The organism is Psychrobacter sp. TS_SC_6 (assembly GCF_056156305.1).
The window spans coordinates 2,143,408-2,160,770 of the sequence record NZ_CM149590.1; the positions used below are offsets into that span (position 1 = coordinate 2,143,408).

Annotated in this window: 17 protein-coding genes and 2 tRNA genes; 8 read left to right on the top strand and 11 right to left on the bottom strand. The window is 42.8% G+C overall.

What is annotated here, in order from left to right; genetic code table 11:
- Positions 1–35: 35 nt before the first annotated feature.
- The 3 genes from AC0J5Y_RS09060 to AC0J5Y_RS09070 are packed head-to-tail and all read right to left on the bottom strand — an operon-like array spanning position 36 to position 3,109.
- Positions 36–581, bottom strand: coding sequence for a DUF3124 domain-containing protein (locus tag AC0J5Y_RS09060; RefSeq protein WP_475130381.1), 546 nt, complete (start codon positions 579–581; stop codon positions 36–38).
- A 15-nt stretch (positions 582–596) separates the two neighbouring features.
- Entirely contained in the window at positions 597–1,298 is a 702-nt protein-coding gene (locus AC0J5Y_RS09065; protein WP_475130382.1) for a potassium channel family protein, read from the bottom strand.
- A 50-nt stretch (positions 1,299–1,348) separates the two neighbouring features.
- On the bottom strand, positions 1,349–3,109 hold the full coding sequence (locus AC0J5Y_RS09070) for a TrkH family potassium uptake protein (protein WP_475130383.1): 1,761 nt from the start codon (positions 3,107–3,109) through the stop codon (positions 1,349–1,351).
- Positions 3,110–3,400: 291 nt separating this feature from the next.
- On the opposite strand from AC0J5Y_RS09070, the gene AC0J5Y_RS09075 reads away from it, so the two are divergent.
- On the top strand, positions 3,401–3,553 hold the full coding sequence (locus AC0J5Y_RS09075) for a hypothetical protein (protein ID WP_475130384.1): 153 nt from the start codon (positions 3,401–3,403) through the stop codon (positions 3,551–3,553).
- 144 nt (positions 3,554–3,697) lie between these two features.
- On the opposite strand, the gene copM is transcribed toward AC0J5Y_RS09075, so the two are convergent.
- From copM to AC0J5Y_RS09095, 4 genes are all read right to left on the bottom strand, one after another.
- Complete coding sequence (copM, locus tag AC0J5Y_RS09080) at positions 3,698–4,408, bottom strand: CopM family metallochaperone (protein WP_475130385.1); 711 nt, start codon at positions 4,406–4,408, stop codon at positions 3,698–3,700.
- A gap of 59 nt (positions 4,409–4,467) precedes the next feature.
- A complete protein-coding gene (locus AC0J5Y_RS09085; protein WP_475130386.1) occupies positions 4,468–5,112 on the bottom strand; it encodes a DUF411 domain-containing protein in 645 nt (214 codons plus the stop codon).
- A 131-nt stretch (positions 5,113–5,243) separates the two neighbouring features.
- Entirely contained in the window at positions 5,244–6,191 is a 948-nt protein-coding gene (locus AC0J5Y_RS09090; RefSeq protein ID WP_475130387.1) for a DMT family transporter, read from the bottom strand.
- Positions 6,192–6,234: 43 nt separating this feature from the next.
- The gene (locus tag AC0J5Y_RS09095) at positions 6,235–6,723 is read right to left on the bottom strand and encodes a M48 metallopeptidase family protein (RefSeq protein WP_201532215.1); all 489 of its coding nucleotides are present in this window, start codon (positions 6,721–6,723) and stop codon (positions 6,235–6,237) included.
- Positions 6,724–7,036: 313 nt separating this feature from the next.
- On the opposite strand from AC0J5Y_RS09095, the gene AC0J5Y_RS09100 reads away from it, so the two are divergent.
- From AC0J5Y_RS09100 to AC0J5Y_RS09110, 3 genes are all read left to right on the top strand, one after another.
- Positions 7,037–7,112 (top strand) — tRNA-Asn (locus AC0J5Y_RS09100).
- Positions 7,113–7,306: 194 nt separating this feature from the next.
- Positions 7,307–7,636 carry a CopG family transcriptional regulator gene (locus AC0J5Y_RS09105; RefSeq protein ID WP_475130388.1) on the top strand — a complete coding sequence of 110 codons (330 nt, stop codon included), beginning with the start codon at positions 7,307–7,309 and terminating at the stop codon, positions 7,634–7,636.
- Between the two features lie 215 nt (positions 7,637–7,851).
- Positions 7,852–8,070 carry a hypothetical protein gene (locus AC0J5Y_RS09110; RefSeq protein ID WP_475130389.1) on the top strand — a complete coding sequence of 73 codons (219 nt, stop codon included), beginning with the start codon at positions 7,852–7,854 and terminating at the stop codon, positions 8,068–8,070.
- Positions 8,071–8,153: 83 nt separating this feature from the next.
- Here AC0J5Y_RS09110 and AC0J5Y_RS09115 read toward each other — a convergent pair.
- The 3 genes from AC0J5Y_RS09115 to AC0J5Y_RS09125 all read right to left on the bottom strand — a co-directional run bounded on the left by AC0J5Y_RS09115 (position 8,154) and on the right by AC0J5Y_RS09125 (position 11,598).
- Positions 8,154–8,244: transfer RNA gene (locus AC0J5Y_RS09115), tRNA-Ser, on the bottom strand.
- 92 nt (positions 8,245–8,336) lie between these two features.
- The gene (locus tag AC0J5Y_RS09120) at positions 8,337–9,512 is read right to left on the bottom strand and encodes a type I glyceraldehyde-3-phosphate dehydrogenase (protein ID WP_475130390.1); all 1,176 of its coding nucleotides are present in this window, start codon (positions 9,510–9,512) and stop codon (positions 8,337–8,339) included.
- A 139-nt stretch (positions 9,513–9,651) separates the two neighbouring features.
- Positions 9,652–11,598: an AAA family ATPase gene (locus tag AC0J5Y_RS09125; RefSeq protein WP_475130391.1), complete on the bottom strand. Its 1,947-nt coding sequence runs from the start codon at positions 11,596–11,598 to the stop codon at positions 9,652–9,654.
- 507 nt (positions 11,599–12,105) lie between these two features.
- Here AC0J5Y_RS09125 and exaC point away from each other — a divergent pair.
- From exaC to AC0J5Y_RS09140, 3 genes are all read left to right on the top strand, one after another.
- Complete coding sequence (exaC, locus tag AC0J5Y_RS09130; protein ID WP_475130159.1) at positions 12,106–13,632, top strand: acetaldehyde dehydrogenase ExaC; 1,527 nt, start codon at positions 12,106–12,108, stop codon at positions 13,630–13,632.
- Positions 13,633–13,745: 113 nt separating this feature from the next.
- On the top strand, positions 13,746–14,774 hold the full coding sequence (adhP, locus tag AC0J5Y_RS09135) for an alcohol dehydrogenase AdhP (protein ID WP_475130392.1): 1,029 nt from the start codon (positions 13,746–13,748) through the stop codon (positions 14,772–14,774).
- A 177-nt stretch (positions 14,775–14,951) separates the two neighbouring features.
- Positions 14,952–15,296: a DUF779 domain-containing protein gene (locus AC0J5Y_RS09140; RefSeq protein WP_475130393.1), complete on the top strand. Its 345-nt coding sequence runs from the start codon at positions 14,952–14,954 to the stop codon at positions 15,294–15,296.
- Between the two features lie 70 nt (positions 15,297–15,366).
- On the opposite strand, the gene AC0J5Y_RS09145 is transcribed toward AC0J5Y_RS09140, so the two are convergent.
- On the bottom strand, positions 15,367–16,416 hold the full coding sequence (locus AC0J5Y_RS09145; RefSeq protein ID WP_475130394.1) for an NERD domain-containing protein: 1,050 nt from the start codon (positions 16,414–16,416) through the stop codon (positions 15,367–15,369).
- A gap of 266 nt (positions 16,417–16,682) precedes the next feature.
- Between AC0J5Y_RS09145 and AC0J5Y_RS09150 the strand changes: the two genes are divergently transcribed.
- The gene (locus tag AC0J5Y_RS09150) at positions 16,683–17,285 is read left to right on the top strand and encodes a YceI family protein (RefSeq protein WP_475130395.1); all 603 of its coding nucleotides are present in this window, start codon (positions 16,683–16,685) and stop codon (positions 17,283–17,285) included.
- Positions 17,286–17,363 lie beyond the last annotated feature (78 nt).

A 17,363-nucleotide genomic window follows, 5' to 3' on the forward strand; every position in this document is an offset into this window, starting at 1 on the left:
ATGCTTGGTAAAATTAAGCGGCTGGCATACATTTATCAATGTACAACAGGCGTACCCTCAGTCATAAAAGCAAAGCTTTTATTGCTAAAGTTACCAATCATGACCGCCTCAATGACAGGCGTCACCGTATCATCCACCCCTTCTACTTCAATAATAAAGTTGGCACCAGAGCCGCCCTTATCCTCTTCTTTTTCGACAATATAATTTAGAGTTGCCATCGCTGGCAACTCAATAGGCGCTCTTAAGTAGGACTTTACTAAGGCACCATCAGTATCATAATAATCAATTTTATTGATATATAGTGATTTTTTTAACGTGGTATTACGTACACTGAGTGTCGCAGAAAGCAATACTTTGCGATTGTCTCGATCGGTATAAATGTCCGAATATATGGGCACATAAAACGTTTGTTGGTAGCCAAACTGACTGTGATCCGTTTCTTTTGACGTTTTTTCCAGCTCTTGAATTGGGTCCTTATGCTTCTCTGAAAACATCACATTTGGATCTTGTATAGACCGATCACAGCCTGAAAATAATATCAGGGCAGTCAGACATAGGATAGATACTCGATATTTTCTCATGGCCTCTTTCCTTATTTAACGGGCTTTAACCCCAACACTACGTAAAAACTTATTAATATGTTCATTAGCACCATAAATGACCAGTACATCATTATCTTGTAGTAATTGTTCAGGTGCTGCCATGCCTTGTATATTTGGTTTGGTTTGCATCCGACCGAAGCTGTCTTCATAATGCTCATAACGCATGGTGCTGAGCAATTTGATACTAAATCGGTGTTCAAGCTGTAGCTCGCCGATGGTTCTACCAATCAAATCAGTAGGAATGCTAATCTCGACAATACTAAAGTTGTCACTTAACTCGAACGAGTCTACAAAATAGCGCAAGGACAGCCGTTTTGCCCAGCGCATGGCCGCCTCTTTCTCAGGATGAAAAATATCATCAACCCCAATCGCCTGTAGGACTTTTTCGTGTAGTGGATTGATACTACGACTGATCAAACGTCGCGCTTTTAGCGTTTTAAAAAGCGCTGTCGCCATGACATTGGCACCTTGGTCTTCACCAATGGCTACCACGACAATATCGGTGTCTTTAATCGGTAGACCGTTGACCGTATATTCATCGGTCGCATCCATACAGATGGTATGAGTAATCACTTCTTTATAGGTTTCAACCTTTTGCATACTGCTATCGATAGCAATGACCTCATGACCTTGGCTGGTCAGCGCCATACCAAGCGAAGACCCAAAACTGCCCAAACCTGCGATAATGAATTTCATAATACTCCTTTTCACTCACATCTATACTATAGTGGTAGTGATGAGACGGGTTAGTTAATAGTAATCTCTTCCGTTGGATAACGGTAGTTACGCTCGTGTCTATTTTTGAGTAAAGCAATAAAAATCGTCAGCATACTGACACGCCCAACAAACATAATGAATGACACCACAAGCTTGCTAAAAGTAGACAGCTCCATGGTCAGATTTAAGCTTAATCCCACCGTGCTATAAGCTGAAAAACACTCAAATATCACTTTAATCAAATCAAGCTCAGGCTGATCATAACTGATCAAAGTCACGCCCAGCCCAATGACCAATAAGGACAGCCACATGATAGAAAACGCACGGCGAATCGAGTTATCTGCAATTTCGCGTTTGAATACTTCAACTTTGGTCTGTCCACGCGCCAAACTCAAGGTATTTAGGAAAGCAATGGCAAAGGTGCTGGTTTTAATACCACCACCAGTAGAGTTTGGAGATGCCCCAATCCACATCAAAAAAATGGTCAGCATAATAGTTGGAAAAGCCAAGTCATTCATGTTGATATTGTTAAAGCCTGCGGTTCGCGGTGTCGCAGCAGTAAAAAGACCCGCTACCAGCTTGCCATACCAACTGCTGTGCTCAGCCAACACACCATGATATTCAAACATCATCACCCCAATCAGCCCTACTAACAGCAAAGCGCCAGAGGTGATTAAAGTGATCCGACTATTGATACTCAACAGCCACGGCTGGTAGGCATAGCGCTGTCCATCACGACACAGCGCTCTTTGCATACGGTGACGCAGATAGCGGAGCAAGTTAACGACAATCAAAAAACCCATACCGCCAAATAAAAAGGTAATACTGATAATCAGCTGTAAAGGATAGTTGAAGCGCAGTGACTCATCGTATAACCCTGCACTAAAAGTAGAGAATCCAGCATTGCAGAATGCCGAAACGGCATGAAATACAGAGAAGAATAAACGCTCAAATATGCTCATGCCTGCCAAATCATAAATACTAATATAAATTAGGATTGCCGCCAGCGCCTCGATACCAAAGGTGACATATAAAATAGACTTTAAGGTTGTTACCATATCGCCCATACGTGGCGAATATGTCATCTCACTGATACTAAGCTGGGTCTCGTAACTGATACCACCCTTAAAGAAGTAACTAAAATAAGTCACAAACGTTAGGATGCCAAGACCGCCAATTTGGATAAGACCTAGGATAATCACTTGCCCAAAGGTAGTGAAATGGGTTGCGGTATCGACGACAATCAATCCAGTCACACAGACGGCGCTGGTCGCAGTGAATAATGCGTCTATAAAGGAGATGGGTTGATTGGTAGCATTTGGCATCATTAGCAATAATGATCCGACCAGTATCACTGATAAAAAACTTAAGATAAAAAATTGACCGGGGTTTAAAAAGGCTCGGTTAAGACTAAAATTATTATCTGATATTTCACGGATGAAAGTGACTAGTACGGCAATCTTGATGGCAATAAAACCATCATCGGGCGTAGACAAACCCGATTGAAACAATTCAGTAAAATGTAGGACGAGCAAGATTAAAATGGCAATGCTGGTCAGCAAATCAAAGACAGCTACTTTATTGACCGTCAGGCGTATTTTTGGACGTATATAACGTCTTAGCGTAGTGACAAAATTGAGTAAAATGATACTCATATAAAACAGGTGAAACACTTGTTGTAACCATGCGGACAATGTAAAACCACTGTCAATTAAGGCAACACCGACACCAATAAGGCTTATGACAACGATAAATTTATTCAATAACCGATACGGTATGCCCACATACATAGCTTAGGTCCAGAAAAGGAATAACCAGAATACTTATACTCCTTTTTTCTGTCATATACTAAGCGTGGTTCTAGATAATCGTAACCAGTTATGTGTTCTAACATCAGCCATTACAATATTCGTCATAATTACTTATCTAGTGGTAGCTTTAACAACATTGTCTCTACCGTTTTATCAGCAGAGCACCTATGTGAACGGGCACTATTTATTATAATGGATTAACAATAAAATCACTGATTGCAGTAGCGATTATTGCCAGACTGAATAAACGATCAAGGACGAGGATGTATTATGAAAATGACTTCTAAAGATAGCGTACACTCATTGATACCGACGCTACATTATAATACTGGCTGTACCTGCCCAAAATGCGGCTGTAACGCGGCATCAACTTGTGATCAATGCGATCGCTGTGCAAAATGCTGTGAGTGTGGTGAAAAATAGCACCTTTACTACAGCTGCCCTAACCTTTTTGGCCACTCATATAAATAAGCAGCCTCTAGCGGCTGCTTATTTATACCTCGAATTGCAAAATACCTAGTAAATAAAAGGTCTACATTTTATTATATTAAGGTTTAAGTGTTAAATTTAACTTTCATTTGCTGCGATCCAGTTTTGCATCTGCTCAATCTCTGGCTGTTGTGCATCGATGATCTCTTGCGCCAGCTTACGCATCTCAGGATTTTTACCATATTTAAGCTGCGTTGCTGCCATGTCGACTGCCCCAACATGATGAAGTAACATGCCACGAGCAAATGCCATATCTGGTACTGGGTCAGCAATACCTTTCATCATGTCACCATGCATCGCATCCATACCCTTAGCATAAGCTTGCTGCATGGCTTTAGTATCCGCTGTTGGCATTTTGCTATCAGGATTGTTGGCGAGCCATGTTTTCATCTGCTCAATCTCAGGCTGCTGGGCGTCGATGATGTCTTGCGCCAGCTTACGCATCTCTGTATCGGTACCGTATTTTAGTTCAATCTCTGCCATGTCTACCGCGCCAACATGATGAGCAAACATGCCTTGAGCAAATGCTGCATCTGGATCGTTATACTCTATGCCAAGCATCATCTCTTCATGCATCTTAGTCATTGAGTCAGTGTAATCTTTCAGCATAGCTGCCATTGGTGTGCCGTCAGCGACCATAGTGCCTGCACTCATATCATGGCCCGCATGCGGGTCTACTGCAGTATCTTTTGGGGCAGTCGTGTCAACCTTATCGTTGGCTGGTTGACAGGCGCTTAGTGCCAATAGGACACTAGTAGCGAGAGCAAAGGTGCTTAATTTATTATTCATGGTACCGCCTTGGCTAATAATGATTTAATTTAGGTATTATAAGATAAAAAAGCGCTAGCTTATAGCTGTTGCTCGGTTGAGACAATATCAGTATAGACTTCCGTAGTACCGTCTTTATTAAGCTGCATAATCTGATAAGGTGCAAATTTATTTTGATACTCCATGCCTGGACTACCAACTGGCATACCAGGTACCGCAAGACCTAGGGCTTGTACTGGTGGGTTTTCTAAAAACTGCGCCACATATTTGGCTGGTACATGACCTTCAAAGACATGACCATCGGTTGTGACAACAGTATGGCAAGAGCGCATCTCAGTTGGTACGCCGTAGCGCTCTTTAAATACTGCCAAATCCGTAACATCTTGCGCAGTGGCGCTCAGACCATTATCTTCTGCATGGCTTATCCAGTCTTTACAGCAGCCGCAATTGGCATCTTTATAGACCATTGCTGAGACGTTTTTCAATAAATCTGGATTGCTGGCTGGCGTTGTTATTGCCGTTTCCATTTGAGCATTTGAGTCAACAACATTTGCGGTGACTGCTGCGCCATTGTCATTTTGTAAGGAGCTTGCATTGGACGCGCTACCGTCAGGTTGGCTACAGGCGAATAAGGCAGCGGCGGCAACTAACCACACGGTACTTTGCAAGAGTTTATAAGAATGACGTTTGAAGGTAGGGCTAGAATCGGATGTAAAGGCGTTCATAATGCGATCTCATGTATTTCTTGCATTATACCAAATAACACTGAGGCTCAATCAAGACAGTCAGGCGTTCAACCCAGTCACTTTAACAAAACATGACATTCAGATAACAATGCTGGCAGGTTGGCATATCATTAACTTACTAACCCTTTCTCTGCCCTCCTCATGTTTATTCCCCCATAGGTGACCGACATTACGCCAAGTGCGATCAATGAAGCGCCTAGGATTAGCCCTTCTGGTGGGCTTTCATTTTGTAAAAAAATAGCAATTGGCACACCGACTACCGCCCCTACTGCCCCTAATAAGCTCAGCAGCACAGGACCGCCTGTTTTTTGCAGTAAAAACAACAGTAAAAACTGCGCAGCGAATACAAATGCTTGTAGCACCATTACACCAAGCGGTAAAAGCCCTGTCATCGGAACCGCTAAAGAGTAATGAGGAACGATGCTGACCAGAGCTAGTAATCCTGATGCAGCAATCAGCATACCAGGCGCAAGCGCACTAGCAGAGAGATTGTCTGGCCAATATAGCGTCCGATAAATATTACCAATGGCAAGCAAAACAGGACCACAAAGCGTCAAGACGATCCAAAACACACTGGCATCTGGCGCAGAAAACTTACGCGCTGCCAGTACACCTGCTCCCGCAAGTGCCGCGATCACACCAAGTGCGCGAAGCTTAGTAAATGGCTCTATACGCAACACGATTGCAGCAAGGTAGGTAAACAGCGGTGGCAAGGAGATAATCAAAGCGACAAAACTTGCGCCAACGTGGGGAATCGCTGAGAAAAATATTAAATTGGAACCTGCAACACTGACCAATGCTGCAACAAGATAATAGCTGAGGATAGGTTTGTTTAAAGGCGGTAGCTCATGACGCCACAGTACATAAATAAATAAAATAACCGCGGCACCTGTAATAGACCAAAACAGAAATGCCAGTGGCGTCAGACCAATCTCGCCTGCATATTTTGCCAAATTGGTAGAGATACCGATTAAAGCGCCGCCAGCGAGCAGACAAAGCAGAGGAAGGAGCCATGTTTTCTTATAGCCTAAAGTCCCTTGTTGCGCTGACGACACCATAGCTTATCCTATTCATCCACCTTATTATGCCAACCACGATAGATCAGCATTCGCGCCATTGCAACCACAAACGCGTATCGAGCTCTAACTGATGATAATCAGGCTCCATATGACAGCATAGTTGATAGAAAGCTTTGTTATGCTCCTGCTCCTTAAAGTGCGCCAATTCATGAACAACAATCATACGCAAAAACTCAGGCGGCGCCTCTTTGAATAAGCTTGCGACTGTAATGCTATTATGCGCTTTAAGCTTGCTGCCTTGCACGCGAGACTGGTAAGTATGAATACCCAGCGCATGTTTGAGTACGGTGAGCTTACTGTTATAAGTCACTTGAGACAATGGATTGCTTTTGCGCATATACTGATTTTTTATGTCATTAATATAGTGATATAACGCTTTGTCGTTTTGGATTTGGTGTCTCTCGGGATAGTTTTTATCCAAATAATCGCCCAGTTTGCCACTACTGATTAACATGGCAGCCTGATTTTGGATGTTCTCAGAATAATGAGCAATATATTTTAAGGTGGTCACTGCTTTTGTCCTTTATCTTTATGCGCGATATTTATCTATATCAATTATACGGTAAGGATATTTTTTTGCTTTAATAGTTTGTTGGTATAGATAGTGGTTGTTCTATTATTGAGTCATCAACATATTATTAAAGTAGATAAAACAATGGTGTTATGGTCGATATTTAGACAATTATGATTAGATTTATAATTAATCTCATAATAAGGTTGACAGCTCATGACTACTTGGCTAAAATGTGCCCCACATAACGCAAACAAGACAAGCAATTAGGCGTGTCAAAGCCTTTGTAAAACTTGGTGTTATTACCAATTATTCTCCAATAGCTCAGTTGGTAGAGCAACGGACTGTTAATCCGTGTGTCCCTGGTTCGAGCCCAGGTTGGAGAGCCATATACGAAAAGACCTTCATCACTTATTTGATGGAGGTTTTTTTTTGCTTAGCATTTACTAACACAGTATTAATATGGTTATTAATGCAGCTTGGGTGTTCTTTTGGGGACTTTTGTTGTATGGTAAGGGTAGATATGACTAAGTCAGTTTTGCCTGAGTGCTTTATTCCTACTCACTAATAGTAATGGTTTATTATGATACCTGCACGTATAAAAAATAAGTTTTCTGACCATCCGCAAAAAATCATGCGTCCTGTCAGCATCCGCCTCTCTGAAGAGATGATTGAGCTTTTGACAGCGACCGCATCAGAGCTCGGTTTCAAGCGTATTCAAGGCTTGATTCGCCTATATATTCGTCAAGGTCTTGATCGTGACCACCAAGACTATACGCTTGCCCATGATGAGGTTTTTATTGAGACGTTACGTAAAAAAGGTGTGAGTCAGCGCATTATTGATGAGGCGATTGTGGTGACTCATAATAACAACATTACTCATTCATTGTCTGAGCTTCAAGAAGATAAGTAGCAGGAGTGTTCTAGTATTTAATGGTTTAAGCATTTAATATTCGAAGCATTAATAAAGACTGAGTTAACCTAACGGTGCTTGGTCTTTTTTTGCGATTGATAATATAGTTAAGATAACAACTATCACAGCTCATATGGAGGTATCAGATAATGGGTTTAAACAAGGTTATGTTATTGACTATGAATTTGGAACTCTCACGATGAAAGATAAAACGTTTGACCAAAAATAAACGTTTCAATGTACCACTGACCCAGTTTGAGCCACCTATCGCTTCAGAACCATCTGGTAAAATAATCATTGAGAGTAGTATTGAAGATATCAATGTCATGCGTGCTATTAAAAACAACACAGGAGTAAGCATTGAGATCACTGAGGGTAAAATGATATTAGTAGATGGGCAGAAAATCGAATTTGACGAGTTATTAGCCAAATAAAACAAAGGTTTTAAAGCTTGTAGCAATATAAAACAGCAATGTAAAAAAATCCCCAATCATTTCTGATTGGGGATTTTCGAATTTGGCGGAGACGGAGAGATTCGAACTCTCGAAGGGCTATTAACCCTTGTCGGTTTTCAAGACCGGTGCATTCAACCGCTCTGCCACGTCTCCATTTGTGCATCATTATAGCGATCTGAAATGAGAATGCAAGCAGTTATGTCAAAAAAATTAAATTAATTTTTGAACGGTTTATAATCATGAGTCTAAAGCTTGTTTGAAGCAAGATGCAAGCACATATCTAGCATGCGATTGGCATAGCCCCATTCATTGTCATACCAAGCAAAAACCTTGTATTGATTGCCGACTTGCATCAGTTGCTGACCATCGATAATCAATGATTCTGTCTGATGGATAAAGTCACTTGAGACCAGCGGCTCCTCTGTATAGTCCATGATCGTCGCTAAGTGCGCCTGACTCGCTGATTTTAAAACGTTACGTATCGCATCAATACTGACATTTAACGTTTCAAATACAAACGTCACATCAATAGCAGCGACATCAATCGTCGGAACTCTGATTGAATGACCATTTATTTTACCCACCATATTTGGTAGCACGCGTTCCGTAGCAGCGATACTGCTTGAAGTCGTCGGAATGATATTATAACCAGAGGCACGCGCACGCCTTAGGTCACGGTGCGCTTGATCAAGTACAGTTTGATCAGCCGTCACTGCATGAATCTCAGTCATCATCGCCGACTCAACGCCAAATGCCTTATCAAGGGTATCAATAAGCGGTACGAGCGCCTGAGTGGTACAAGAGACGCTAGAAATAATAGGCAGATTACGCGTCAAAGCATCACTATTGACGCCCATCACGATACAAGCATCGACATGGTCAAATGGTGCGGCACCGATAATCACCTGTTTGGCGCCCGCCTCTATGTGCAAGCTTGCCTGCTCATATGAGCGATAGTGTCCGGTGCACTCAAGCACCACATCGACCTGCAACTCTTTCCATGGCAGTGTTTCTGGGTTTTCTCTTGATAATAAACGAATGCAGTAAGTAAGATTATTTTTGGTCAAGCACAGCTGAATATCATTTTTTGCTGTTGCACAGGGCTTTTGCTGATGATCGGTGAAGCCATCTTGTACGATATCCGCTGTCACGCCAAGCTGGCTCAAACGCCCATGTGTGCTATCGAACCTAAGTAAATGCAATAAGGTTTCGGCGGGTGCCACATCATTAATCGCCACCACATGAATCGCCCGTCCCAGCACCTCAAAGCGCTCTAATAATGCGCGCAATACATTACGCCCAATACGACCAAAACCATTGATAGCCACGCGCAGAGGCTGAGTCTGGTCACTGGTCGTATGAAACCCTGCGGTAGCAGGATTGGACGTCAAACGGTAGGTAGCACTAGAAAAATCAGGCATAAAGGGGTATCGCTATAATAGAGGCATGAAAAAGAATGACGCATAGCCATGAGCTATATCAATACGGTAAACCACAAGGCAGCAAACCACAAAACAGCAAGCACATGACTATTAATAAACTCTAGCAATTTAGTCTTGACTAAGGCGTAATAAATATCAATGCCAAACGAATGGTATTGTAATCAATGGCTTGCTTTAAATGCTCAAATATCGGACGCAGCTTAATACTACCATCATCATTAAAGTCATTTGGGTTATTAGCAACTTTAATCGCCACATAAGCATTGCCAACTGCCGTCATAATCTCGTCTGCTGGGCGCAAATGGTCGCAAGCTAGGCTTGTATCTTGAGATTTCAACTCAGCAATATGGCGCATGATCGTCGCTTGTGACAGTTGGCGCTCTTGCGATATCTCCGCAATAGATAAACTTTCTTCAAGAAGTACTCGTGTGGCGAGTAAAGTACTGTCTGACTTATCAGAGACCTGATTGCCCAGTTTTTGTTTTTTATCTTGCTGAGCTTGCTGTTGTTCACGGCGCTTTTTTTGTAGATTGGCATAAGCATCAATCACGGATTTACTCAGCGTACCACCTGATTTGAGAGTGAATTTCTCATGTGCCTGCGTCATGCTCTCTTCATCAAGCATTGCATAATTGGCATCCGCTTCATCAGACAATACCAAAAAGCGCTTATCTGCACCGCGTGCCAGTGGATCAAGCTGCAAGCTCATATCATTCATACCGAGCAGCTGCAGGCCTGCCAGCGACTTTAGCCGGGATAACGCCACATATCCTTGCCCAAGCTCAAAGGTACGTGACAAGTCAATCTCAGCAGCTTCAAGCGTCATGCCTTGCGACTTATGAATGGTAATCGCCCAAGCTAGACATAATGGCACTTGCTCATAGCTTGCGAGCACATCGCCCGTCTCGTCTTCGATAATCCATTCTTCTGGCTCCGCGATGACTTCGCGTCCTGAATTGAGCCTAACCACGGGCATTTTTTGGGTGGCTGGTTTTTTGATCTTTGCTTGATCGACGTCTTTTTTGGCGGCGCTTTTTTTACCCTTGATCGTTTTTTTATCGTCGCCAGTGTTTTTATCATCGGCAGTGTTATCGTCATCATCTTCGATTAAGGCATCGCTGTTGTCCTTGCCATCCTCAATCTTAACAGCGGTAAAGCCGATCAATTCACCCATCGTGCCGTTAGAGACACCAAGCTCGGTATTGTTTTTGATAAACATCACCTTAGCGCCAACTTTGAGTATTAGCTCATCTTGCGTACGTACCGTTTTTTTCAGCGTCTCAACCAGCTTACTATCGCCAGTCGACGTCGCCTCAAAGCGCATCATCTCGCCAGATAAGTCAGCCAGCTCTTTGTCATTGATTTTATTGACATTAAGATTATGGGTATAAAGACGCGTGCGCTTGATATCGACGTTTTGGTTATAGGTCGCCTCAAGTGCAGCAATCGCCTCAAACGTCACTTCTTGACGGCGAATTTGATTGAGAATATCATCCAAATCAAGTCCGCCATTCGCCGCCTCACTCACTTGCCGATGCTGTTCAGATAAATAGCAAATGTGAAACTTAGCATCGAGCCAAGCTTCTGACATAAAAGCAAACTTCTCGCGATTGGTTTCGCCCTTACTACCAATGGGTGGTAACTGAAAAAAGTCCCCTGCTACGACCACTTGGATATCACCAAAAGCTTTGTCATTTTTGCGCACATGTTTGAGTACTTGGCTGACCAAATTGAGCTGTTTGGCATGCAGCATCGATATCTCATCGATAATCAACACTGCCGTGTCTTTTAATCGATCGGCCAAAAACTGTTTGCGCGACAAATTGCTCAAATCGCGATCGGACAGCTCATCTTTGATTCCGATGCCCGACCAACTATGTATCGTCGTGCCACTCATATGAGTCGCGGCGATACCAGTGCTGGCAGTCACAGCGACAGGCACACGACGCGCACGCAAATAATCAATATATTGATTGAGCGTATAGGTCTTACCTGAACCTGCTGAGCCCGTTAAAAAGACGTTTTGACCTGTTTTCAAGATATCAAGAGCAGAAGATTGACGCATATATCAAAACCAACCAATAATATAAAAAAAGATAATAACCATAACACGGTCATGATGACTGACAGAGTAGCGCAGCGGTTCACATAAGACCAGCAGCGCTCATAGGTAACCGATTTTCAAGCACATCATTTAAACGAACAATTGTTAATAAGATATATTCAAATAGAATTTATTTCATGAAAATTCAAAAAGTCAATACATTGCCGCCTGACTTTTCCAACAAGAAATTTATTCCGATATTTTTTTCATCGCTTTTTAAATAAAGCATTACAGCGATGTTAACTTTACTCAAAAAGAAAACTTTAAGTTATATATTGACTCATAAGTCATTATAAAATTTTAGTATAATTGCCAGAAAAAGTCGAGTAGTATAAAACGCGATAGAGAAAAATTGCTGTTAAGCAATCACAATAGTAACTGATATTGCGTTGCCATAGCAGATATTAAGATAGATAAAATTGCACCTGTATTATCCGATAAAACAAACAACACAACAAGGAGTGTTTCATGCTGTACGCAAATCCCAATACGGAAGGTAGCCCAGTCCAATTTCGCGAAAAATACGACAACTTCATCAATGGTGAATGGACCGCGCCACTCGATGGTGAATACTTCGACAACACAAGCCCCATTGATGGCAAAACCATTTGCCAAGTTGCCCGCTCCAAAGAAGCCGACATCGAAAAAGCCCTCGATGCAGCTCATGCCGCCAAAGACGCGTGGGGCAAAACCAGCGTCGCTGAACGTGCCAATCTATTACTCAAAATCGCTGATAGCATGGAAGCCAACCTAGAAGCCATCGCCATTGCCGAATGTTATGAAAACGGCAAACCCGTGCGTGAAACCCTCGCCGCAGACATTCCTTTAGCCATTGACCACTTTCGCTATTTCGCCAGCGCCATTCGTGCACAAGAAGGCGGCATCAGTCAAATCGATGACGATACCGTTGCCTATCATTTTCATGAACCACTTGGCGTCGTCGGTCAAATCATCCCGTGGAACTTTCCTATCTTAATGGCGGTCTGGAAACTGGCACCTGCCCTTGCCGCTGGTAACTGTGTTGTCCTAAAACCTGCCGAGCAAACACCAGCCTCTATTCTGTTTATGCTTGAGACCATCGGTATTGCCGATATTTTACCAAAGGGCGTGCTTAACGTCGTCAATGGTTTTGGCGTTGAAGCGGGTAAGCCTCTAGCCTCCAACCCACGTATCAATAAAGTTGCCTTCACGGGCGAGACCACCACGGGTCGTCTCATCATGCAATACGCTAGCGAAAACATCATTCCTGTCACCCTAGAGCTGGGCGGTAAGAGTCCCAATATCTTCTTCGCCGATGTCATGGATGAAGACGATGATTTCTTAGACAAAGCCGTCGAAGGTCTTGTGATGTTTGCACTGAATCAAGGGGAAATCTGTACCTGTCCATCGCGTGCTCTCGTCCATGAAAGCATTTATGATGAATTTATCAAACGCTGTGTCGCCCGTGTCGAAGCCATCAAAATGGGCAATCCATTAGACACTGACACCATGATTGGTGCGCAAGCAAGCTCAGATCAGTTAGAAAAAATTCTCTCTTATCTTGATATCGGTAAAAAAGAAGGCGCAAAAGTCTTAGTTGGCGGTGATCGAGCCAAACATGACGGTGATCTTGGCAATGGCTATTATGTGCAACCTACTATTTTTGAGGGCACTAACGACATGCGTGTGTTCCAAGAAGAGATTTTTGGACCGGTGCTGGCTGTTACTACCTTTAAAGACGATGAGGAAGCCATGCAAATTGCCAATGATACATTATATGGCCTAGGTGCTGGGATTTGGACACGTAGTGTGCATAAAGCCTATCGCTTCGGCCGTGGTATTCAAGCGGGACGCGTATGGACCAACTGTTATCACCTCTATCCATCACACGCCGCCTTCGGTGGTTATAAGCAATCTGGTATCGGACGCGAAAACCATTTAATGATGCTCGATCATTATCAGCAGACCAAAAACATGCTGGTCTCTTATAGTCCGAAAGCAATGGGGTTTTTCTAGAGCATTAACGTCCACAGCACTTTATGGCGTACCGTCAAGATGACAAAACCATAGAGTGCTTGGCTGATATTCATAAAATCGTCATTTAAAAATACCTAATAAGGATAAATCACATGAGTAACAAAATGAAAGCCGCCGTGCTACGTGAATTTGGACAACCTTTGCAAATTGAAGAAGTGGACATTCCAACGCCAGGTGCTGGCCAAATTGTCGTTAAGATGCAAGCATCAGGCGTTTGTCACACTGATCTGCATGCGGTTGAAGGAGACTGGCCCGTTAAGCCCAGTCCACCATTTATACCTGGACACGAAGGCGTTGGTCTAATCACTGCCGTTGGTGAAAATGTCCACCACGTCAAAGAAGGTGATCGCGTTGGTGTGCCTTGGCTCTACTCTGCTTGTGGACACTGCACGCACTGCTTGGGCGGCTGGGAAACCTTGTGCGAAAAGCAACAAAACTCTGGTTACTCCGTCAATGGCAGCTTTGCAGAATATGTCCTAGCAGATGCCAATTATGTTGGCATTATTCCAGAAAGTGTTGCTTCTGTTGAGATTGCCCCTGTGTTATGTGCGGGTGTTACCGTCTATAAAGGTCTAAAAATGACCGATACCAAGCCAGGCGATTGGGTCGTCATCTCAGGTATCGGCGGCCTTGGCCATATGGCTGTGCAATACGCCATTGCCATGGGACTCAACGTTGCTGCTGTTGATATTGACGACGAAAAGCTCGACTTTGCCAAAAAACTGGGGGCAAAAGTCACTGTAAATGCCAAAAATACTGATCCAGGAGAGTTTTTACAAAAAGAAATCGGCGGCGCTCATGGGGCGCTCGTGACAGCAGTATCGTCAAAAGCATTTGATCAAGCATTAGGCATGTTACGACGCGGTGGTACCTTAGTTTGTAATGGCCTCCCAACTGGCGATTTCCCCGTCTCAATCTTTGATACGGTTTTGAACGGCATTACCATTCGTGGCTCAATCGTTGGTACCCGTCTGGACTTACAAGAATCATTAGAGATGGCCGCCGCAGGCAAAGTAAAAGCGACCGTTGCCGCTGAGCCATTAGAGAATATCAATGATATCTTCCAGCGTATGCGTGACGGCAAAATCGAGGGTCGCATTGTCATTGACTACAGTATGTAGGCATGTCTTGTGATAGCTTAATCTTGCTTTGTTGATTGGTACATTTAGGGCGTTTGAACACGCCCTAATCACGAACAATAGGTCGCATCATTTTCAATCACATGTTATGAATAACGTGATTGAAGACGATGCGACTTTTTATATTGACCTGATTATATTCAAGATAAGGAAATCATCATGAAAGTGACAGCGACAGAACCCTGCAAAGCGTTAATTGAGCTACTAAAATCCAAACATGGCGAACTCATGTTTCATCAATCAGGTGGCTGCTGTGATGGTAGCTCACCCATGTGCTATCCACTTGGCGAGTTTAAAGTGGGTGGACAAGATGTGTTGATCGGCGAGCTAGTTGGCTGTCCATTTTATATGGGCAAAGCACAGCACAAACTTTGGCAGCACACTGATCTGACCATTGATGTGGTCGACGGACGCGGCGCCAGTTTTTCGCTAGAAATACCTGAAGGCAAACGCTTTATTGTGCGCTCTGAGGTATGTGCGGTCGATGATGAAACTGTTAAATAGCTATTAGCTTACACCATTCACAAAAATTAGAGTAGCAAGAAAAACGAGTGAAAGTACTACGCCTTGTAGACTAAAAAAGTTTGACACAGCTAATCGTACTTTTTGGGTTTGGTATTACATTGACCACACCGCGACACTTGGGAAACTGCGCGCACCCATAAAAGGATTGTCCTTGGCGTGCGCCTTTTTTCGCAGTGCGTTCAACCATCTCGCCGTTACATCTCGGGCAAGTTGGTATTTGGACGAGATTAGCAGCATCGTCTGTTGCTTCAAATATCGCAGGTGCTTCCACCTGTGGCTCAAACTCTACAATCTCAAATGGTGTCAGAAACACTTTATCAGCAATATTGTGCGGTATCATTGTCTGCTGAGTATTCAGACTATCAACTGGTAAATCGCTGGATTCAATCTCAGTTTGACCAGACCATCGCTGCATTTCTCTACTTTTCAGGATGGCTCTTTTAGCCGTTTCTTTTACTACTGGCTCAGGTGTCAGCTTATTAGTCATTTTAGCAACTGACTGACTATTAGAATGATCGCTAGGCAACTTGCTTGAGTTGCTATGCTTATCTTTTAGATAGGCTTTATGCTTTCTGTTGGTGCGCCAAGACTTGCTAAATCTATTGCTTTCTATCTGCTCAACAATGGATGTGACCTCATCTTCAGTAAGTAACTTATCCTGCTTTTTCTTCACATAAGACACCATGCCACTGGTCAATACGTGTTCAGGCAACTCATCACGGGTTTTTAGCTCGCACTCACCAATGAAGGCAATCATCGAATGGAAATGGCACAGCTCCAAACCTAATAAATCTGCAAGCGTCTTAATGTGCAGATAATTTTGGCGCAATGGGTTCTGAAATTTGTATTTACTCCCATTCGGGAAAGATTGTGTCCACTGCCTTTGCGTTTCCTTTCCGTATATCCAGCCTTTATAGTTTTTGGTTTCGATGACAAATATGCCGTATACGGAAACGATGATGTGGTCGATTTGCGTACTGCCACCATTGGCTAATGGTAAAGTGATATTATTTAAACGATGATAAAGGTCTTTTTCTAGCTTTAACCACATGGCAACATTAAGGACTGTTTCACCTAAAACACCTTTGAAGCTGGACATGAGGGACATAATCGTTTTCCAATAAAAAAGATAAAAACACTTATAATTAAAATAGTATGCTATCTGTCTTAAACCATTTACCTAACACGCCTCAAGCGCTTATAACTTTAATAGTACATTGAAATCGCTTAATTATAGTAGGATATCGCCTTACTATAGTCGATTGATTCTAAAAAGAATAGAGCACGGATTAATTACTATAGAACCATTTGAATTAAATTATTTTAACTACTGATATACCGCCTATTTCTCTTTGGATCAGACATATGACCACACCTGTCACCTCTTTGCTGAAAATCATGCTCAGCAGCTGCCTACTATTATCATTACCAGTCATGGGATTGGCGGCGACCGTTCCGCAAAAATGGAAACTGGACGTCCCAAAGACCAATGTCGAGTTCGAGGTCAATTATTTGGGTAAAGCCATGACTGACGGCAGGTTCAACAAGGTCAATGGCGCCATCAATTATGACGTCAATAAACCTGCCAGCACCACCATTAAATTTACTGTTTTTACCAATAGTATCAATACTGATCGCAGCTTGAGAGATTCATTTTTGCGCCGAAAAGAGCTTTTGAATACGAAACAATATCCGACGATGACTTTTGTTTCTAAAAAAGTCAGCATGATAAATGCTAAGGAAGCCAATGTGACAGGTGACTTTACGGTATTGGGTCAAACCAAACCTTTAACGGTAAGAGTAAAATTGTCAGATGTAGAGAATGACCCTGTCACTTCTAGACCTACCTTAAAATTTCGCGCGACAGGTTTGGTAGATCGTTACAACTACGGGGTTACTGCTTTTCCAAAAGTGATTAGCAATATCATCCCGCTTGAGATATCAGGAAGGCTAATTGCTGCTAATTAGTTGAAATAGCTTTAAAAATAGTCAAAAAAAAGGAGTTGCTAGAAATCCTAGCAACTCTTTTTTATTTAAGCAGTTTTA